This window comes from Pontibacter coccineus, assembly GCF_030546575.1.
GTDB classification, from domain to species: domain Bacteria; phylum Bacteroidota; class Bacteroidia; order Cytophagales; family Hymenobacteraceae; genus Pontibacter; species Pontibacter coccineus.
On the sequence record NZ_JAUOTN010000011.1, the window covers coordinates 142222 to 160708 of the forward strand.

Below are 18487 nucleotides of genomic sequence, written 5' to 3' on the forward strand. Positions count from 1 at the left end.
TACAATTACATGGATTTTATAGAAGTAGCCCTGAAAGTAAGCCCCGATTTTGCCGACATCTTCACTGCCGAAATGGGAGAACTGGGCTTTGATGCCTTCGAAGACACAGCCGAGGGCTTTAACGCTTACATTGACGAAGACAAGTTTGATCAACACGAGCTGGACAACATGATCGCCCGCTATGCTGGCTATGTCACAGCAGAGTACCAGGTGCAGAAGATCGAGCGCCAGAACTGGAATACCGAGTGGGAGCGCAATTTCGAGCCGCTCTTCATTGGCGGGCAGGTATCTGTGCGGGCGTCGTTCCACGAGAAACCGGCCGAAGCCAAGTATGACATCGTGATCAACCCGAAAATGTCCTTCGGCACGGGCCACCACGAGACCACCACGCTCATGATCGAAAACCAGTTGACATTGGACCACCAGGGCAAGCGCGTGCTAGACATGGGCTGCGGCACAGGTATACTGGCTATCATGGCGGGCGAATTGGGCGCCGCTGAGATCGTAGCCGTAGAAATAGAAGACTGGACAGTAGAAAATGCCCGCGAAAACGCGGAACTGAACGGCTATGCAGGTATAGACGTGCGACTGGGCGGTGCTGAAACCATAGCAGGAGACCAGCCTTACGACATCATTCTGGCCAACATCAACCGCAACGTGCTGCTCGAAGACATGCCGGCCTATGTGGCGGTGCTGAAACCCGAAGGAACATTGTTGCTGAGCGGTTTCTATACCGAGGACCTGCCTGCACTGCAGGAACGGGCAACGGAACTAGGCCTGACCTACGTGTCGCATCGCACCAAGAACAACTGGGTGTCTGCCATTTTTAAGAACAGCTAAGGCTAAACCTTCCAACCTATGAAATATAAACTTCTACCCTTTTTATTTTTTCTGGCTGTTTTCGCAGCACAAGCCCAAACCAAGCTGGCAACCGACCCGGTGCAGTATATCACAGATGCCAAAAACATGCTGGTAACCGGGAAGGCCAAAAATGCCGAAGCGCTTGGTGCTGCTCTGGAAAGCGTGTGGGGCAACCAGCGACTATCCGAGAAGCAGAAACAGCAGGTGATCGACATTTCGCAGCAGATGTACCGCAAGAAGCTGCGTGTTAATCCACATTACGAGAACTTCTACGAGATGCTGGTCGGCGCCGTGAACCATCAGAACATGCGTGGCGCGCAGATCGACAACATGCTGGAGGTGGTGGCCAAGGCCGTGCAGCAGGATGAAGGGGCTGCGCTCGATCGTTTCTTTAAGACCAGCAGCAGCTACCTGACTACAGGTATACTCTACCAGAACAAGCAGTATACCTTGCGCACCGCCGGGGGCACCGTGAGCTTCGCCTACGAAGGCAAGGCGGCGCCAAAAGACAAAGAAAAGTCTGCGGAGGTGAGTGATTGGGAAAGTTTCTCCTGGGACGACGAGGTGGCAGGTGAAAAGACCGAGGCCACCGCTGACGATTGGGGCGATGCCTGGGACACACCAAAGCCCGCCGCAAAGAAAGTTGACCCAAAAGTAGCGGAGAAAAAGCGCCGCGACGACTTCAAAAAGATGTTCATACCTGCGCAGCCGAAAGTAAGCGGGCCTGTGCTGAAACTGGAGAACGTTAACCTGAGCTTTGCCACCATACACGATTCCTCCACCATCACGAAAACGAGCGGACACCTGATGTTGGCGAGCAACCTGTTTGTCGGCGAGGGCGGCTCATTTGCATGGGAAGTGGACGGTAAGCCGGTCTCAGCTGCTTTCAAGGCCTTTAACTTCGACATAACAGGGGCCGCTTTCAAAGTGCCCGAAGCCACCATCACGTACAATGCGGTGCTTGATGCCCCCATCGAGGGTATTTTCGAGTTCAGAAGCACCAAAGCCGGCACGAACGGAGAGAAATCTTACCCGCGTTTTGCGTCTTATACCAACGACGCGAAAGTGAAAAGCCTGGGAAAGGACATTGTCTATTCTGGTGGCTTCACGCTGGCCGGCAACCTGATCGGCAGCAAGCCGCTCGATGGCAGCGTGTCTGCGTTGGCAGTACTAGAAGACGGGAAGAAGAAGTTCCGGTCCATGGCGCACAACTACAACCTGAACGACTCCATTATATTTGCCAACAGGGCTTACGTAGCCATTTATCAAAATCAGCGCCGTGACTCGCTTACGCACCCGGCCATGCAGTTGCGCTATTCCAAGCCAACGCGTGAACTGGTGCTGACCCGCGACAAGGGTGTGTACAGTAAGTCCCCGTTCTACGATAGCTACCACAAGTTCGAGATCACAGCCGAGCGCCTTGCCTGGAACCTGGGCACGCCGCATGTCAATTTCTCGATCCTCAATACCAAAACCCTTATACCTGTTCAGTTGGAGTCGGCGCAGTATTTCTCTAACATGCGCTTTCAACAGTTGGTCGGTGTGGCCAGTTTCCACCCGCTGCAGGTGCTGGTGTCGTATGCCGCCAAAGCCAAAACCAACGACTTCTATGCATTCGATGTAGCGAAGGCCTCGAAACTGAACGAGAAAGCGGTGCGGGAAGCAGCCATCAGCCTGGCCCGCGAGGGTTACCTGACCTACGACGGACAGTCTAACTTTATTTCCCTGAAGCCAAAAGCTTGGCATTATGTGGGGGCAGCGCAGAACCTGAGCGACTACGACCACCTGGTGATCAAATCCGTAGTGCCGTCTGGCCGCAATGCGACCCTCAACCTGAACAGCAACCGCCTGACCGTGCGTGGTGTGGAGAAAATGGCGTTTAACAACGACTCCTCTACTGTTTACGCCGTGCCTGACAGCAACATTGTGCACCTGCTCGACAACCGCAACATGGAGTTTGGTGGCAGGCTCTACGCCGGCCGCCTCAACTTCAGAGGCTCTCAGTTCAAGTTCGATTACAGTGAGTTCATGATCGACATGCAGAAACTGGATACAGTGGCTTTTGTGACAAAGAAGCGCCGGGCAGTGGGCAGTAAGAAAGAACTGGAGCAGGTAATGACCAGCCGGTCAGGTAAAATGTCGGGTAAGCTGTACATCAACAAGCCAAACAACAAGTCGGGTCGCAAGCACTACCCCGAGTATCCGAAATTTGACTCGCCGATGGGTGGGCAGGTGGCCTTTTCCAGACCGGACGTGCTGGCAGGCGCCTACGACAGCACTGTTTATTTTGACATCCCGTCCTACAAACTCGACAGTCTGAGCAAGGGCAAAAGTATGCTCGGCTTTAATGGCACCTTCTACTCTGGCGATATCTTCCCGCCGATCAAGACCAAGCTGACCATGATGCCGGACGAAACGCTCGGTTTCTACTACCAGCCTGGTCCTAAGGGCCTGGCGGCATTTGGCGGCAAAGGTATAGCCTACGACACGATCATGATGAGTTCGGAAGGTATACAAAGCCGTGGCAAGCTTAAGTACCTGACCTCGACCTTCGAGGCGCCCGAGTATACCTACTACCTCGACAAAGTGATGACCCAAAAGGGAGCCAGTGCGAAGGTGGAAGCAGGCGGCGGTGAAGCCAACTTTCCGGTGGCCAGTCTGGGACACTATGAAATGATCTGGGTGCCGAAGCAGGATACCATGTACCTGATGGCCGCTGCCGAGGACCCGATGAAGATCTACAAAGAAGAGTTCAGGTTTACAGGCACAGCCAAACTCTCGCCGGGCGGCCTGTACGGAGATGGCGAACTGGATAACGCGGATGCCAACATTGTATCGCAGAAGCTGTCGTTCAAAGGGCGCAGCCTGTCAGGTAACCATGCCCAGATGATCGTGAAGTCGGACGTGGAAGGCAAGCCGGCCATGAAAGCGATGGATATGGCCATCAGCTACGACCTGGACAAGCGCTTTGTGGAATTTGGCAGCGAGCAGAAAGGTATAGCGAGTATCGAGTTCCCGAAAGCGCAGTACAAAACGTCAATGAGCCGCGCCACCTGGGACATGAAGCAGCAAAAGGTTAGCCTGGCTGCTGACGGCGCAGGAGGTAAAAACTACTTCTACTCGCAGCATCCGGAGCAGGAGGGCCTGTACTTCAGTGCTGCCACCGGTGAGTATGACCTCAAGGTAAACTCTATTCTGGCAGGTGGTGTGCCTTACATACCTGTAGGGGATGTGCACATTATACCTGACAGCGGCAAAGTAGCCGTGGCCGCGGGTGCTACCATCACCACCCTGCGCAATGCCCGTGTCCTGGCTGACTCCCTGCAGCAGTTCCACAAGCTGTACGCAGGTAATATCAACGTGCTGTCGCGCAATGCCTTTAGTGGCACGGCAGTGCACGATTACCAGAATGCCGCTTCCGATTCGTTTAAGCTACAGTTTGCGGACTTCCTATATAAGGAGCATCAGCTGAAGAAGAAGTCAAACATCAACACGACCTATGCGCAGGCACTGGTTCGTGAGTCCGACAACTTCTACATCTTCCCGCGCATCCGCTACCGGGGGAACGTGACCATGTACTCCTACCGTCCACACATGGACTTTGACGGCGACCTGAAGCTGAACTTCACCGGAAACGAAGCCGATTCCGACTGGTTCCCGTTCAAGCGCGACTCCCTGAACCCGGACAATGTGCGCATCCCGATCATGAAGCAGAAGGCTCCGGACGGAAACCAACTGTACACCGGTCTGCACCTGTCACGTGGAACATTTAAGCCGTACAACACCTTCGTTTCGAAGAAGCAGTACGAGGACGACCTGGACATTTTCACGGTAAGTGGTGACCTGTCGTACGATAAGGAAAAAAGCGAATTTAAAATTACGGATGCTGCCCGCTCAGCCGCCGGGTCGTACGAAGGCAACGAGTTGCGTTACAACGAGGGCTCCAAAACAGTAGCCTTCGAAGGCAAGCTGCACCTGGTTAACTCATTGAAAGATTTCGGAATAGAGTCGGCCGGTACAGGTATAGCTAAAACCGATAGCGGCTATTATGCCATCGATGCCTTGATGGCATTTGACATGAACATGCACTCCTCCGTTATAACGGCGCTCGGCAAAAAGCTGAACGAAACGGCCATTCGTGGAGGAGGTGACCAGGGGGGCGATGCAGAGGCAATGCTTTACAAACTGGGCAACATCATTGGCAACCGCGACGCGCAACGCTATCAGGGCAGTGCGATCGCTTTACCGAAGCTGTCGAATAAGTTGGTGCGCAGCATGGTGTTCGACAACGTGGATCTGCGCTGGTCCAACAAAACTAATGCCTGGTACAGCGTGGGCAAACTGGGCTTGTCTAATGTGCTCAAGGAGGAGATCAATGCGAACATGGACGGCTTTATGGAAATAAAGCAGGACCTGAACGGCGAACCGGTCGTGAACCTATACCTGCAGGCCGACCCTTATACCTGGGTGTTCCTGAGCTATCTGGAAAATGGGCTCGTCATCGTGTCCTCTGACGCTGACCTGAACAAAGCCATCCGCTCCAAGGCCAGTGGTGGTCGCTCCCGCAAGTACGGCATGTACATGGGCGAGAGCATCGACAAGAACCGCTTCGTAGACCAGTTCAAACACGACTACCTGAACGGTAAAGATGCCTTCAAAATGGCAACGCAACCGCCCATAGCAGAGCAGGGAGGCTTTAATGTGGCCGAAGACGAAGTAGAGGACACAAAGAAGAAAAAGAAGAAGAAAAAAGGAAATGCAGAAGAGGAAGAAGGTTGGCAATAACCGATAACTGTATTCCGGCCGTATAGGGAAAGATATCTGACTTTTGGATATTGAAATAACAAGTCCCTATATTTGGGTTCTTTTCAAAAGAAACACACGGGCAAACTGCACTTAATTCTGTTAAGTGCAGTTAATGCAAACAAAAACTGGCACACGCGTCATGAACATACTTTTAATTGCCGCTTTATTTATAGTAGCATACTTAATCGGATCTATCTCTACCGCCGTTTGGATCGGCAAGGCTTACTACGGGGTCGACATTCGCCAGCACGGCAGCGGAAACTCCGGCGCAACCAACACCTTTCGGGTGCTGGGCAAAAAGCCGGGCACCATCGTGATGCTGATCGACATCTTCAAAGGGTGGGTAGCCACTTCGCTGGCAGCCTTGCTGGTGATTTTCAACGCAGTGCCCGCCGATGATTTGATGTTCTATCAGTTGGCAATGGGTGCGTTGGCCGTGGTAGGGCATATTTTCCCGGTATACGAGCGCTTTAAGGGCGGAAAAGGAGTGGCAACGCTACTGGGCATGATGCTGGCCATACATTTGGAGGTGGCCCTGATGTGCATGATCATTTTTGTGATCGTGCTCTTTACCTCCAAGTATGTGTCGCTGGGGTCTATGATTGCGGCCCTTGCCTTTCCGATACTGCTGCTGCTGCCACGTTTTCATCCGGACAACCCGATCCTGATCATATTCGGATTTGTGGTGTTTGCCGTGGTGGTGTTAACGCACCGCAAGAACATCAACCGCCTGATAAACGGCGAAGAAAGCAAGGCCAACATCAAACTGGGGCTCCGCAAATAGGTATAGCTGGCAGTAGGTATAAAAGCATTCTAAAAGCCACTCTTTCCGAAGGGTGGCTTTTTTTGTATCTTTAGCGCAAGACATTTATCTAGACTATGAATCAATATATCGCTGACAACAAAGACCGATTTATAAACGAACTGCTGGATATGCTGCGCATACCTTCCGTAAGCGCCGACCCGAAGTTTAAGCAGGATGTACTACGCAACGCAGATTTTGTGGCCCAAAAGCTCCGCGAAGCGGGCGCCGACAATGTGGAGCTTTGCGAGACCGGCGGCTACCCGATCGTGTATGGTGAGAAAATGGTGGACCCGGCATTGCCTACGGTGCTGGTATACGGCCACTACGATGTGCAACCTGCCGACCCATACGAACTGTGGCACTCACCTCCGTTTGAGCCCGTAATCAAAGACGGCAAGATCTACGCCCGCGGTGCCTGCGACGACAAAGGCCAGATGTACATGCATGTGAAAGCCTTCGAAGTGATGATGCAGAACAACGCGCTCACCTGCAACGTGAAGTTCATGATTGAGGGCGAAGAGGAAGTGGGCTCTGCTAACCTGGCTACTTTCGTCAAAAACAACAAAGAGAAATTGAATGCCGATGTTATCCTGATCTCTGACACAGGTATGCTCGGCAACGACACGCCTTCTATTACGACCGGATTGCGCGGTATGAGCTATGTGGAGGTAGAAGTGACCGGACCGAACCGCGACCTGCACTCTGGTCTGTACGGCGGCGCTGTGGCGAACCCGATCAACATCCTGTGCCAGATGATCGCCTCGATGCACGACGAGAACAACCACATCACCATACCTGGCTTCTACGACAATGTGCAGGAATTGAGTAAGGAGGAACGCGCCGAGATGGCCCGCGCGCCATTTAGTCTGGACAAGTATAAGCAGGCGCTGGACCTGCCGGATGTGCACGGTGAGGAAGGCTATGTGACCATGGAACGCAACTCCATCCGTCCGACGCTGGATGTGAACGGTATCTGGGGTGGCTACACAGGAGAAGGCGCCAAAACGGTTATCCCTTCGCAGGCTTTCGCCAAGATATCGATGCGCCTCGTGCCAAACCAGACTTCCGAGGAGATCACGGAGAAATTCAAGAAGCACTTCGAAAGCATTGCGCCGAAGAGCGTGAAGGTGCTGGTGAAGCCGCACCACGGTGGCGAACCGGTGGTGACGCCTACTGATTCGGTTGCTTACAAGGCAGCAGCCAAGGCCTACGAAGAAACGTTTGGCGTAAAGCCGGTGCCGGTGCGCAGCGGTGGCTCTATTCCGATCGTGGCCATGTTCAAGTCAGAGCTCGGCCTGGACTCGGTGCTGATGGGCTTTGGTCTGGACACGGATGCGATCCACTCACCTAATGAGCACTTCGGTGTGTTCAACTTCATGAAAGGTATAGAGACGATCCCGCAGTTCTATAAATATTACGCGGAGATGAGCAAATAAGCAGCTTCTCAAAAACAGAACAGCCCCGTTACTCTAATAAGTGACGGGGCTGTTTTGTTGTAAGGTATAGGAGTACGTACTTACCAGTTGCCGGGCCTGCTTGCAGGCAACATATAGCCAATGGCAAGTTGCCAAACGAGGTTGCGCTGGCTCAGGTCTTGTTTGGGAAATGGGCGGAGGCTGCCCGTGTGGCGCATATTCAGGAAGAAACCGCTTTCGAGCATCAAGCCACCACCTACCGCATAACCAGCATCAAAGCTGTTGAAATCATCCCGGCTGAAATCTTCGCGGCCGAGCACGATTGGAGGATCTGCCATGGGATCGGTGCTGACGATGTTGACCTTGTTGCCGACATTGATCAGATAACCCATATAAGGACCAGCCTCTACAAACAGGGCGGCTTTCTGGAGTTTGATCATAAGTGGAAGTTCTATGTAATCGAGGCGCAGGTCGCCGGCGAGGGCTGTTTCGGGAGCTGTGCTTCGGGTATAGTTGTCGTAGGTAAAGCCCTTGCGGCTGTAGTGCAGCTCAGGTTGCACCGACAGACGGGAGGCAAACTCGTAGGCGAACACGAAGGCGCCATGTATACCTGCCAGGTGGTTGATCTGGTCGGAGGGAGCATCGGAGCCAACTGCTTTGGAGAAACCGCCCCCGGCTTTTACACCGTAGCGGTAATACTGGGCGTCTGCTGTAAATGAGGTGGCCAGCAGCAGTCCCAACAAGAGTACGATCTTATTCATGGTTTCGGGTTTAGTAACGAAGCAAGCTTGCCTTTGCTACATTGTACTGCTGAGAGCGGCTTTTAGTTAAGAACAGGTATAGGCAGAAACAAGAAAGCCGCCGGATGCTGGGCACCCGACGGCTTTCTTATTGGTAAGTGTAATTAGCGGCTCGTTGGCAGTGCCAGGCCTACCGTTACCATAAAGGTGGAATGACGGGCGTTGGTCAGGTCACCTTCGAAATTCACGTCTTCTTTCACGAAATCACTGATGGCGCCATTATAGCGCACACCAAAACTAATGGCGTTGTTAGCCGATGTGAAACCGATACCGGCCGCATAGCCTACCTCAAACTCCTTCAAACCATCCTTGCTTTTCTCGTCACGGTTAGTTGACTGCAGCGTACCGTTTATGTACGTTTTGGTTTCGTTGTTCACACTCAACAGGTATGAGGCCTGCGGACCGGCTTCAAAGTACAGCGGGCCAGCCTTGATTCTGGCGAGCACCGGTAGGTCAATGTAGTTGTAGTTTACTTTTCCTTCACGTCTTCTGTTGTACAGAGGGAGTGTAACTTCAGAGTCTTCGTTCTTAAAACCCTTCACTGAGTAAAGCAACTCCGGCTGCACAGAGAAGAAGTTATCAACGATACCGAAGTTGGCCGTAATACCGGCATGGAATCCGACTTTGTTCTCAAAACGATCTTCATCACGCAGATCACCAGACAGGTTAGAGATATTCGCACCGCCTCTTACACCGAAGCTTGCGTTTTGCGCCTGAGCACTAAATGCAGTAGCTACTGCAAACACGAACATAAAAAATAGCTTTTTCATAATTGGGTATTGGTTATTTTGGTATGATCTGAGCAATATACGTGCAGAACTATATTTTTATTGAGTATATAGGACCAGAATATTTATCAACATGGCGTAATCTGGCTGACTGTCAGGCTAATAATTTTTATAAAATTGCACCTTATTTTCTGCTGTTTGAGTGCACGAGCTCACTAGGTCCTAAAGTCCGTGAAGTTGAAGCACACTTTACTTAACTACAAACACTCAAAACTTTGTTGCGAATACTTAGTGAGAGGCGCTGATACGATAGCCGGGAAAAAGGCAGAGCAGGTATAGCGGGGCTATCAAAAAAAGCCCCGGCGCAAACCGGGGCTTCAGTATAATAGTTTTATTCTGTACTAATGGTGGCGCTTATCTGCTGCCGAACAAGTAGCCCAGCGTCAGCATGAATACGTCATTACGATAGTTACCTATGTTTGTGTTGTCATAAAGCTTAGAAATGTCGCCATTATAGCGAACACCAACGCTCAAGCCAAGTGGCGTAGCCTGTAAGCCAACACCGGCTGCATACCCTAAGCTGGTGCGTTTGTAGTCATCCAGGTCGTCGGTGATGGTTGTGTTGTTCACGTCCACTTCGCCGCCTACCCTAAACGACACCTGAGGTCCCGCCTCAAAGTAGAGCGGGCCAGCGTTCACACGGGCCAACACCGGTACATCCAAGTAGTTGATTTTCCACTTCACATCATCGGCACTTGTCTCGGCGCCTTTCATGGAGTAAAGCACTTCGGGCTGAATTGACAAAAAGTTATCAGCTGACAATGGGAAGTTGGCTGTCACACCAGCATGACCGCCCCAGATACGATCGAGATTATCGGCATCGGAACCACCAAAACCAGCATAGTTTACACCAGCCCTGATGCCCAATCGTGGGCCCTGCGCGTGTGCAGCTACCAATGTCGTCATGGCTAAAACAAGCATTAAAATTCTCTTCTTCATAGTAGTAAATGGTTAATTGGATTAAGTGTGTTATCGCCAGGATGCGTCTTCTTCACTTCAGGCTCCTGACGACCCATAATACGCAGTCCCCCAAGAAAAGTCTAAATAAGTTTGATCTTTCGCTTGAAAGGTAGTGCAATCACAAGGGCAGATTAAAACGGTATTAAAAAGAAAAGTTCAACACCTTTTTGTGGTATTGAACTTCGCAATTACTTTATATATACGTTTTTGTATCTTATATGGCTTAGCCTGCCCAGCCATCTCGATCCAGGCTGCGGTACTGAATAGCTTCTGCTAAATGTTCAATTTTGATCTCGTCACTATCGGCCAGGTCAGCAATAGTGCGGCTTACTTTCAGGATGCGGTCATAGGCACGGGCCGAGAGTCCGAGGCGCTCCATCGCGGTCTTCAAAAGCGTGCGCCCGGCATCCGAGATCTGGCAGATCTCTTTCACCATTTGCGATGGCATCATGGCATTGGAGTGGATGCCGTCAAAATCGTTGAATCGTTCCCGCTGTAACTCGCGCGCCCTCACCACCCGCTCGCGTATGGTCTCACTGTCTTCTGACTTGCGGGTGGCGGTCATTTCATCAAACGTAACCGGCGTAACTTCCACATGCAGGTCGATACGGTCGAGGAGCGGACCACTTACTTTGTTGAGGTAGCGCTGCACCAGGCCGGGAGCGCAGACGCACTCTTTCTCAGGGTGATTATAAAAGCCGCACGGACACGGATTCATGCTGGCAATGAGCATGAAGTTTGCCGGAAAATCCAACGTGGTTTTAGCTCTTGATATAGTAACGCGACGCTCCTCGAGCGGCTGGCGCATCACCTCCAAAGCTGTCCGCTTGAACTCAGGTAATTCATCCAGGAACAACACGCCATTATGTGCTAAGGAGATTTCGCCGGGCTGAGGTATACCACCGCCTCCGACAAGGGCCACATCAGATATAGTATGGTGTGGTGACCGGTATGGCCGGGTAGCAAGCAATGACGAAACCTTGCCTAGTTTTCCTGCTACAGAATGTATTTTGGTTGTTTCCAGCGCTTCGTGTATCGAAAGCGGCGGGAGGATCGAAGGCAGTCGTTTGGCCAGCATGGTCTTGCCCGCTCCCGGGGGACCGATCATGATCACATTATGTCCGCCAGCTGCGGCGATTTCCAAAGCCCGTTTGATGTTTTCCTGCCCCTGCACGTCCGAGAAGTCGGCGGCATACTGGTTGGCTGTGTTCTGAAACACATCGCGGGTATCTATTTTGACAGGCTGAATATCAAGCTCATCGTTCAGAAAGTCGATGGCTTCTTTGATATTCTCTACCCCAATCACATCCAGGTTATTCACAATGGCCGCTTCGCGGGCATTCGTGGCCGGCAGTATGATACCCTTAAATCCCTCTTTGCGGGCCTGAATGGCAATAGGAAGCACCCCTTTAATCGGACGAAGCGAGCCATCAAGCGAAAGCTCCCCCATGATCATGTATTGCGATAGCTTATCAGCAGCCATTTGTCCTCCGGCCGCCAGCATGCCCATCGCGATGGTGAGGTCGTAAGCGGCGCCCTCTTTCCGGATGTCGGCAGGGGCCATGTTGATGATGGTTTTCTGGCGTTTGAGTTTGTAGCCATACTGGGCCAGTGCCGATTCGATGCGCTGCTCGCCTTCTTTAATGGCATTGTCGGGTAGGCCCACCAGAAAGTATTTCGCGCCGGCGCTCACACTCACTTCCACGGTCACGGTATAGGCGTTTACGCCCTGCACGGCGCTGCCAAACGTCTTGATAAGCATAGGGTTAGATGTTGATCTATAAATGCAAATTTTAATAAGTTAGATTCGCAACACAGGCTGCCGGCAATTGATTCCGGGGAATGGTAGTAAATGTAGTAAAAAGAAATTTATTGGTGGTTTAGGGGGAGTATTGCTATTGTGAGGCCTAATGGTGCGAGCGTCCTCGCTCGTGACGGCTATGGTGGGGCCTCTGGCCCGGGTATAGCTATTCCGATAGCCTATACCCATACCTGGTGTAGCTATTGTCTTCCTATACCTAACTAATTTGTTTCATTGCTTCGCCTGTGCGGCGGGCAAGTGGTAAAGCTACGGCTGTTGCAGGTATAGCGAGCTTTATTGTTCTATAGCTTGCCCTGGCCGGGCGGGCCTCACTTTTTTCCTTGATGAAAAAAGTAAGCAAAAAAATCAAGACGCTTTTAAACTCGCTGACCGCTCAAACACAAAATCGTCGTTTGTGCACTGGGCTGATGCTATGTGCATTGTAGCTTCCGAGGGAAGAGTTAGCCTTGCTATACCTGCCAGTGGAGTGTGACAGGTACCATGAAGCTTATACCTTGAAATGGTAGTTACAGATTCCCTGCCTTGGACTACTGAGAACGAGAGTTCGAAAGTAGCGAGCGTAGCTCTGAGGGGCTAGGGGTGGTTGGACCCGGTAAAACAAAGCAAAATCTCTCAAAGAGAAACGATGAGGTTTTGCCTTTGAAGTATCAGCTGCTCGAAATACCCTCTTGAGAGGGGCAGGGGTGTATCTTTTAAAGTAGCGATCTAAACTGCACAAGCTACGAAGCTATACCTTTGAATTAGCAGCGGCAGAAAGTCCCCCTTTGAAGGGGGCAGGGGGATGACAATCGTGCACGCTTCTCTTCTGTTTTTAGGAGGGGTTGGGGGCACTGCCGTCAACTTAAGCCATAATTAACTCATGCTGTCATCTCGACGATAGGAGAGATCTGGATTGTTTCAGAATTTTCGCACTCATTCAGATTTCTCCCAAAACGAGGGCCCCCACCCCCGGGTCGAAATGACATAAAAAGCCTCAAGTTGACGGCATTGGGGGTTAGGAATAGTTGGACCCGATATAGCAAAGCTGTAACCTCAATGCTTATACCTTGGAGATTGCAGCAATGGGATTCCCCTCTCTAGAAACAGAGGGTTGTGTTAATCGTGCTTAAGAATCCTGCTAATCCCTAAATCCTGCAAATCCTGATTCTGACAAGCTATACCTCCGTAGCCACAGCACACTCGCAGGTCTTAAAGACACTGCAAGGTCTTTGCTTGTTGTCCCGCTGCTGTAAGCTAATGTCGGCAGATTATACCTGGTCGGTATACCTACCCGCAAATGCGTTTCTCGATCAGCAGAATCAGGATGTGGATGACTTTGATGTGGATTTCCTGTACGCGGTCGGCGTAGCCCTGGTGTGGCACGCGCACTTCCACGTCGCAGAAGGCAGCCAGTTTGCCGCCGTCTTTGCCGGTGAGGCCCACAACCGTCATGCCTTTGGCTTTGGCGGCGGCGGCGGCTTTGAGCACATTGGCGGAGTTGCCGCTGGTACTGATGGCCAACAGCACGTCACCTTTATTGCCCAGTGCTTCGATGTAGCGGGAAAACACGTGATCGTAGCCATAGTCGTTGCCCACACAGCTCATGTGGCCAACGTCGGAGATGGAGATGGCAGGTATAGCCTGACGGTTGTCACGGTAGCGACCGGTCAATTCTTCGGCAAAGTGCATGGCATCGCACATGGAGCCGCCGTTGCCGCACGACAAAATTTTGCCTCCGCCTGCCACCGCATCAGCCATGGCATTGGCCGCTTTCTCGATGGCAGCAATATTGTTGGGGTCAGCTATAAAGTTGTTGAGCGTCTGTTGCGCTTCCTGCAGCTCCTGAAGTACGATCTGGGTCATGTATAATATTAGTTGCTCGCCACAGCTATCTCCATACGGACAGATTCCTTGTAGCTGTTGCTTCTGTATTCCTGTTTGCGCTCATACAGATCGGCCTTCAACTCATTGATTTTTACCTGAGCCATGTGCCTGTCGTATTTGAGCGACGTAATGTAAAGTTTTCCAATCAATAGCTTTACCAGCATCAGCCCGGCGCCTACGGCTCCGAGTGCTTTGTAAAGTGCGAGCGCCTGCTCTTCAGTCGCGATCTCAAATATGGCTTTATGGTCCAGCAGGTTTGTTAGCAAAAGTGCTATAAACACGGCGTAGCAAAAAACGACAACATCCGAGAGAGTCTTAAGTTCTTTCATGCTTTCAGGTTGGATTTTGGTGCAAAAATGTTTCGGGCTAATCTATAAAAAAATGTGAATATACCGAAATGTTGAGTCCAAAATTTAATCTAAAGCAAGAGTCAGTAATACTAAAGCGCCAATCGCTCTTATGATACCAGTTGCATTTGTGTAAGTTTTGCGTACAATCCGCCGTGCTGAAGCAGGTCTTCGTGTGTGCCGCGCTCCACAATACTGCCCTGTTGTAATACTACAATCTCATCAGCATGCTGTATGGTGCTCAGCCTGTGCGCAATCACAACAGAGGTTCTGTTCTTCATCAGGTTGGTCAACGCTTCCTGCACCAGTTTCTCCGATTCCGTGTCCAGTGCCGAAGTCGCTTCGTCCAGGATCAGAATTGGCGGGTTTTGCAGAATGGCTCTGGCAATGCTCAGGCGCTGGCGCTGTCCGCCGGACAAGCGGCTACCGCGGTCACCGATCAGCGTCTGGTAGCCTTCCGGCGCCTTCACAATAAACTCGTGCGCATTGGCAATTTTGGCTGCCGCTATCACTTCTTCCTCGGTCGCGTCGGTCTTGTTGAAGGCGATGTTGTTGAAGATGGTGTCGTTGAAGAGGATGGACTCCTGTGTTACGACGCCTATCTTGTCGCGCACCGACTCCGTGGTATAGTCCCGGATATCGTGGCCGTCGATCAGGATGCTACCGGCAGTCGGGTCGTAGAAGCGGGGAATCAGGTCGGCCAGAGTGGACTTGCCCCCACCCGACGGTCCTACCAGGGCGATGGTTTTTCCCTTCTGGATGTGCAGGTTGACGTCCTGCAACACACTGTTATCGCCGTATCCAAAATTCACATCCCGGAACTCGATTTCGTGGTGGAACTCAGGCAGTACTTTCGCATTCGGCTTGTCGGTTACCTGCGGCTTGGTGTCGATCACCTGCAGAATGCGGTCGCCGGATACCAGGCCGCGTTGTATGTTGCTGAAAGCCGACGACATGGCCTTGGCTGGCACAAGCACCTGCGAGAAAAGCACGATGTAGGTGATAAATTCTTCCGCTTTCAGCTCAGATTGTTGGTTGAGCACCAAGTTACCGCCAAACCAAAGCAGGCCAGCCACCACCGTCACCCCCATAAATTCCGAGAAAGGGGAGGCCAGGTCGCGCTTGTTGGCGATGGAGCGCTGCAGGTGGGCGTAGCGGTCGTTTTGCTGGTTGAACTTGTCCAGGATGTACGGTTCCGCATTAAAGGCTTTGATCACCCGTATACCGCTCAGCGTCTCGTCGATGATCGTCAGGATGAAGCTCAGCGATTCCTGCCCTTGCTGTGCCGCCCGCTTCAGGCGCTTGGCTATACCTGCAATGAGGATGCCCGAGAGCGGAAGGAGGATCAGCGTGAATAGCGTGAGCTTGACGGACATGGTGAACAGCACGACAAAGAAAGCGATAATGGAGATCGGTTCACGGATCACTACCGTCATGGTGTTGACCACAGAGTTTTCCACTTCCTGAATGTCCACCGTCATGCGGGTCATCAGGTCGCCTTTGCGCTCGTTGCTGAAATAACCCAGGTGCAGCTGCGTCACGCGCTCATAGGTGGCATGACGTATCTTCTTCACGACATGCGCGCGTAATGCGCCCACCACTCTCAGCGCCAGATACTTGAAGAGGTTGGAGAGAAAGACGGAGCACACAATGATAACACACACGAAAAACAAAGCGCCTTGCCTGCCTTTCTCCAGTATCACTTGCCCGAAATGGTAGTTGAAGAAGTCTTTGAAATACTCAAGAGAGAGGCTGAACTCAGGCTTGGTGGTTACCATGGCGGCCGCGTCGTCTGCGCCTACTGTCCCGAAAAGTACGCTGAGTAGCGGAATGAGGAGCGTAAAGTTGAGCAGGCCGAAAATAATGCCCAGCACGGTATAGATAGTATAAAGCGGCACAAAGCGACTGTAGGGCTTTGCAAACTGCAGTATCCGGAGATAAGTCTTCATGTTGTGTAGGCCATCCTGACCTGATACAGGTATAGGCGGCGATCCCGATTGCTTCCTGTAACGCAGGAGCAGCTTGCCGGAAGTTTTTAAATATTAATGAATTACGATATTTAAAGCCACGCTATACCTGTCGTACGCTCGGCCGCTGCAAAGATAAGCGAAATTAGAACAGGTATGTATAGCGAGCTTTCAAAACGAAAACGGGGAGCCTTTATTTCTAAAGGCTCCCCGCTCCAGAAATAACTATACCTGTTTGTTAAAACTCATGCAGACGTTGCGCGATGTTCCAGCGCAGGGCCACAGAGGTAAACACCGTATTCTTGCTCAGGGTGCTCACTTCAGCCTCGGTGCGGCGTATGATGCCTTTCAGGTCCACGAACAGGTTGTGCTTGAACTGATAAGTGGCGGTCAGGTCGAGGTGCAACTGGTTGGTGCGTATACCTTGAGCAATCTCGTGGCCGTAGTTCATAGGTCTTAGATTATAGTCCAAGTTCACATTGTTGCCCCAGTTAATGGTGTCGCCCTCTGCCGTGATCTCGTCCTGGCCGAAGCGGGTGGCAATGGCCTTGCCCACCAGCTGCAGGCGTGGCAGCGGCTGGTAGCGGGCTATACCTACGAATTCATACAGGTTCGCACCCATCGGGTGGGCCAGCGGCTGGCGGTTGTGCTGGTAGTTGGAGCTGCCGTCACGGTGCTGGTAGGTATACGGACGGATGATGTTCACCTCGCCCTGCAAGTCTAAGTTAGAAAGGCCGAAGGCGTCAATATACTTGGCCCCGATCTGCCCTGCCTGCTTGTTAGCCCACCAGCCTTCGCCTGATTTTACCTCGTTCAGCACAAACTCGTCGAGTACCAACTGGCCATAAAGCTGTGCGGTGTTGAACAGGTTCCAGCGGAAGTCGAGGCCCAGCATGGCGTTGTCCTCGCTACCCAGGTTGTGCTCCACGCTGCGGTAGAAGATGATCGGGTTGAGGTACTGCAGCTCAAACTTGCCTTTCTCGCGCCCGAAAATCACTTGCTCAAACAAACCCACATTGAGGTTGTCGGTAATGTTGACGCCCAGGCGGTGCAGGGCCATGTATTTCTTCGGTAAGATCTTATCTCCGCCACCACGACGGCGGTAGTCTGCGGTCAGTTCCTGAAACAGGTTCATATAGTGCAGCTTCCATACGCGGGTGTTCAGCTTTAGGAAAAAGGCTGGCGGGGCGTAGTCGGAGTATACCAGGGAACGGTAACCGTCGCCGATAAAGTGGCGGTCGTGACCCAGCTGAATCTCCACGTGCTTCGACAGGGAGTAATTCATATAGCCGCGTGCCGTCAGAAAATCGTAGCCATCGCCTTTGAAATCTTTCCAAAGCCCTTCGTGCGGCACCACGCCGTCGCGCTGGATGCGGTCTACCACGTAATCGGCAAACTTTGCCTGGTTCTCCCCGATGAAGGTATAGAAACCGAAACGATCGTCGATGCTGCCTTCAAGCTGGATGCCTCTGGTGTTGACGTAGCGCATGCCGTCGCTCTGGTCGTCATGGCCCAGTTCCAGGTGCAGCACCGGGTTCACACGCAGCGTAAAGTCTTCGGACTCGTAATGGTACAAGTCGGTCTTGTTGCGGTAAAACGTGTTGAAAATAGGCCGCTCGCTGATGTTGTCGTTTGCCTGCGTGGTGTAGTTCCAGTTATCGTTAAGCAGGTACTGGATGTTAAACATATCGGCAGTAGAGCGCGGCTCCCCTGTGGCAGCTTCGGCCAAAGCAGCCACATCGCTTCGGCCGATCGGGCGTACGTTGGTGTGCATCTCCGGCACTTTCGTGCCAAGCTTGATCTGGTAGCGGTCGATCAGGTGGTAAGTGTCGCGGTCGTAAGGCACGTACACATCCTGTGCCTGCACGGCAGGTATAGCCAGCAGACTAAGTGCCACGGCGGCAAGTATATTTCTCATAGGAAGAAAGCTCTAATCAGGGGAAAGCGATTTGTAAGGTACTTATTTAGAATTCACAATATTAACAAAAACACATGGAATTGCATGATGCCGCCTGCCGATAGCAGGTATAGTTCAGCCTTATACAGGTATAGC

Annotated in this window: 12 protein-coding genes; 4 read left to right on the forward strand and 8 right to left on the reverse strand. The window is 52.0% G+C overall.

Annotated features, from left to right (window positions below; genetic code table 11):
* Positions 1–9 precede the first annotated feature (9 nt).
* The 4 genes from prmA (at position 10) to Q4E40_RS20205 (ending at position 7908) form a co-directional block, all read left to right on the forward strand.
* Positions 10–840, forward strand: coding sequence for a 50S ribosomal protein L11 methyltransferase (prmA, locus tag Q4E40_RS20190; RefSeq protein WP_303415023.1), 831 nt, complete (start codon positions 10–12; stop codon positions 838–840).
* 18 nt (positions 841–858) lie between these two features.
* Positions 859–5646 (forward strand): hypothetical protein, encoded by a 4788-nt coding sequence (locus Q4E40_RS20195; RefSeq protein WP_303415025.1) that lies wholly within the window; start codon positions 859–861, stop codon positions 5644–5646.
* 160 nt (positions 5647–5806) lie between these two features.
* Positions 5807–6451 carry a glycerol-3-phosphate 1-O-acyltransferase PlsY gene (plsY, locus tag Q4E40_RS20200; protein ID WP_303415027.1) on the forward strand — a complete coding sequence of 215 codons (645 nt, stop codon included), beginning with the start codon at positions 5807–5809 and terminating at the stop codon, positions 6449–6451.
* A 95-nt stretch (positions 6452–6546) separates the two neighbouring features.
* Positions 6547–7908: a dipeptidase gene (locus Q4E40_RS20205; protein WP_303415029.1), complete on the forward strand. Its 1362-nt coding sequence runs from the start codon at positions 6547–6549 to the stop codon at positions 7906–7908.
* An 80-nt stretch (positions 7909–7988) separates the two neighbouring features.
* Here the strand turns inward: Q4E40_RS20205 and Q4E40_RS20210 are convergent, their stop codons facing one another.
* From Q4E40_RS20210 to Q4E40_RS20245, 8 genes are all read right to left on the reverse strand, one after another.
* The gene (locus tag Q4E40_RS20210) at positions 7989–8648 is read right to left on the reverse strand and encodes a porin family protein (protein WP_303415031.1); all 660 of its coding nucleotides are present in this window, start codon (positions 8646–8648) and stop codon (positions 7989–7991) included.
* A gap of 143 nt (positions 8649–8791) precedes the next feature.
* Positions 8792–9457, reverse strand: coding sequence for a porin family protein (locus Q4E40_RS20215; protein ID WP_303415032.1), 666 nt, complete (start codon positions 9455–9457; stop codon positions 8792–8794).
* A 372-nt stretch (positions 9458–9829) separates the two neighbouring features.
* Positions 9830–10414 carry a porin family protein gene (locus Q4E40_RS20220; protein WP_303415034.1) on the reverse strand — a complete coding sequence of 195 codons (585 nt, stop codon included), beginning with the start codon at positions 10412–10414 and terminating at the stop codon, positions 9830–9832.
* Positions 10415–10658: 244 nt separating this feature from the next.
* A complete protein-coding gene (locus Q4E40_RS20225; protein WP_303415036.1) occupies positions 10659–12197 on the reverse strand; it encodes a YifB family Mg chelatase-like AAA ATPase in 1539 nt (512 codons plus the stop codon).
* Positions 12198–13523: 1326 nt separating this feature from the next.
* On the reverse strand, positions 13524–14099 hold the full coding sequence (gene lpcA, locus Q4E40_RS20230; RefSeq protein WP_303415038.1) for a D-sedoheptulose 7-phosphate isomerase: 576 nt from the start codon (positions 14097–14099) through the stop codon (positions 13524–13526).
* Between the two features lie 8 nt (positions 14100–14107).
* Complete coding sequence (locus Q4E40_RS20235; RefSeq protein WP_303415040.1) at positions 14108–14449, reverse strand: hypothetical protein; 342 nt, start codon at positions 14447–14449, stop codon at positions 14108–14110.
* A 128-nt stretch (positions 14450–14577) separates the two neighbouring features.
* Complete coding sequence (locus Q4E40_RS20240) at positions 14578–16416, reverse strand: ABC transporter ATP-binding protein (protein WP_303415042.1); 1839 nt, start codon at positions 16414–16416, stop codon at positions 14578–14580.
* 256 nt (positions 16417–16672) lie between these two features.
* Positions 16673–18352 (reverse strand): hypothetical protein, encoded by a 1680-nt coding sequence (locus Q4E40_RS20245; protein ID WP_303415044.1) that lies wholly within the window; start codon positions 18350–18352, stop codon positions 16673–16675.
* Between the last annotated feature and the right edge of the window lie 135 nt (positions 18353–18487).

Bases quoted from the DNA above. Each gene is read 5' to 3' on its own strand.
- prmA (WP_303415023.1), top strand. From the start codon at position 10: ATGGATTTTATAGAAGTAGCCCTGAAAGTAAGCCCCGATTTTGCCGAC.
- Q4E40_RS20195 (WP_303415025.1), top strand. From the start codon at position 859: ATGAAATATAAACTTCTACCCTTTTTATTTTTTCTGGCTGTTTTCGCA.
- plsY (WP_303415027.1), top strand. From the start codon at position 5,807: ATGAACATACTTTTAATTGCCGCTTTATTTATAGTAGCATACTTAATC.
- Q4E40_RS20205 (WP_303415029.1), top strand. From the start codon at position 6,547: ATGAATCAATATATCGCTGACAACAAAGACCGATTTATAAACGAACTG.
- Q4E40_RS20210 (WP_303415031.1), bottom strand. From the start codon at position 8,648: ATGAATAAGATCGTACTCTTGTTGGGACTGCTGCTGGCCACCTCATTT.
- Q4E40_RS20215 (WP_303415032.1), bottom strand. From the start codon at position 9,457: ATGAAAAAGCTATTTTTTATGTTCGTGTTTGCAGTAGCTACTGCATTT.
- Q4E40_RS20220 (WP_303415034.1), bottom strand. From the start codon at position 10,414: ATGAAGAAGAGAATTTTAATGCTTGTTTTAGCCATGACGACATTGGTA.
- Q4E40_RS20225 (WP_303415036.1), bottom strand. From the start codon at position 12,197: ATGCTTATCAAGACGTTTGGCAGCGCCGTGCAGGGCGTAAACGCCTAT.
- lpcA (WP_303415038.1), bottom strand. From the start codon at position 14,099: ATGACCCAGATCGTACTTCAGGAGCTGCAGGAAGCGCAACAGACGCTC.
- Q4E40_RS20235 (WP_303415040.1), bottom strand. From the start codon at position 14,449: ATGAAAGAACTTAAGACTCTCTCGGATGTTGTCGTTTTTTGCTACGCC.
- Q4E40_RS20240 (WP_303415042.1), bottom strand. From the start codon at position 16,416: ATGAAGACTTATCTCCGGATACTGCAGTTTGCAAAGCCCTACAGTCGC.
- Q4E40_RS20245 (WP_303415044.1), bottom strand. From the start codon at position 18,352: ATGAGAAATATACTTGCCGCCGTGGCACTTAGTCTGCTGGCTATACCT.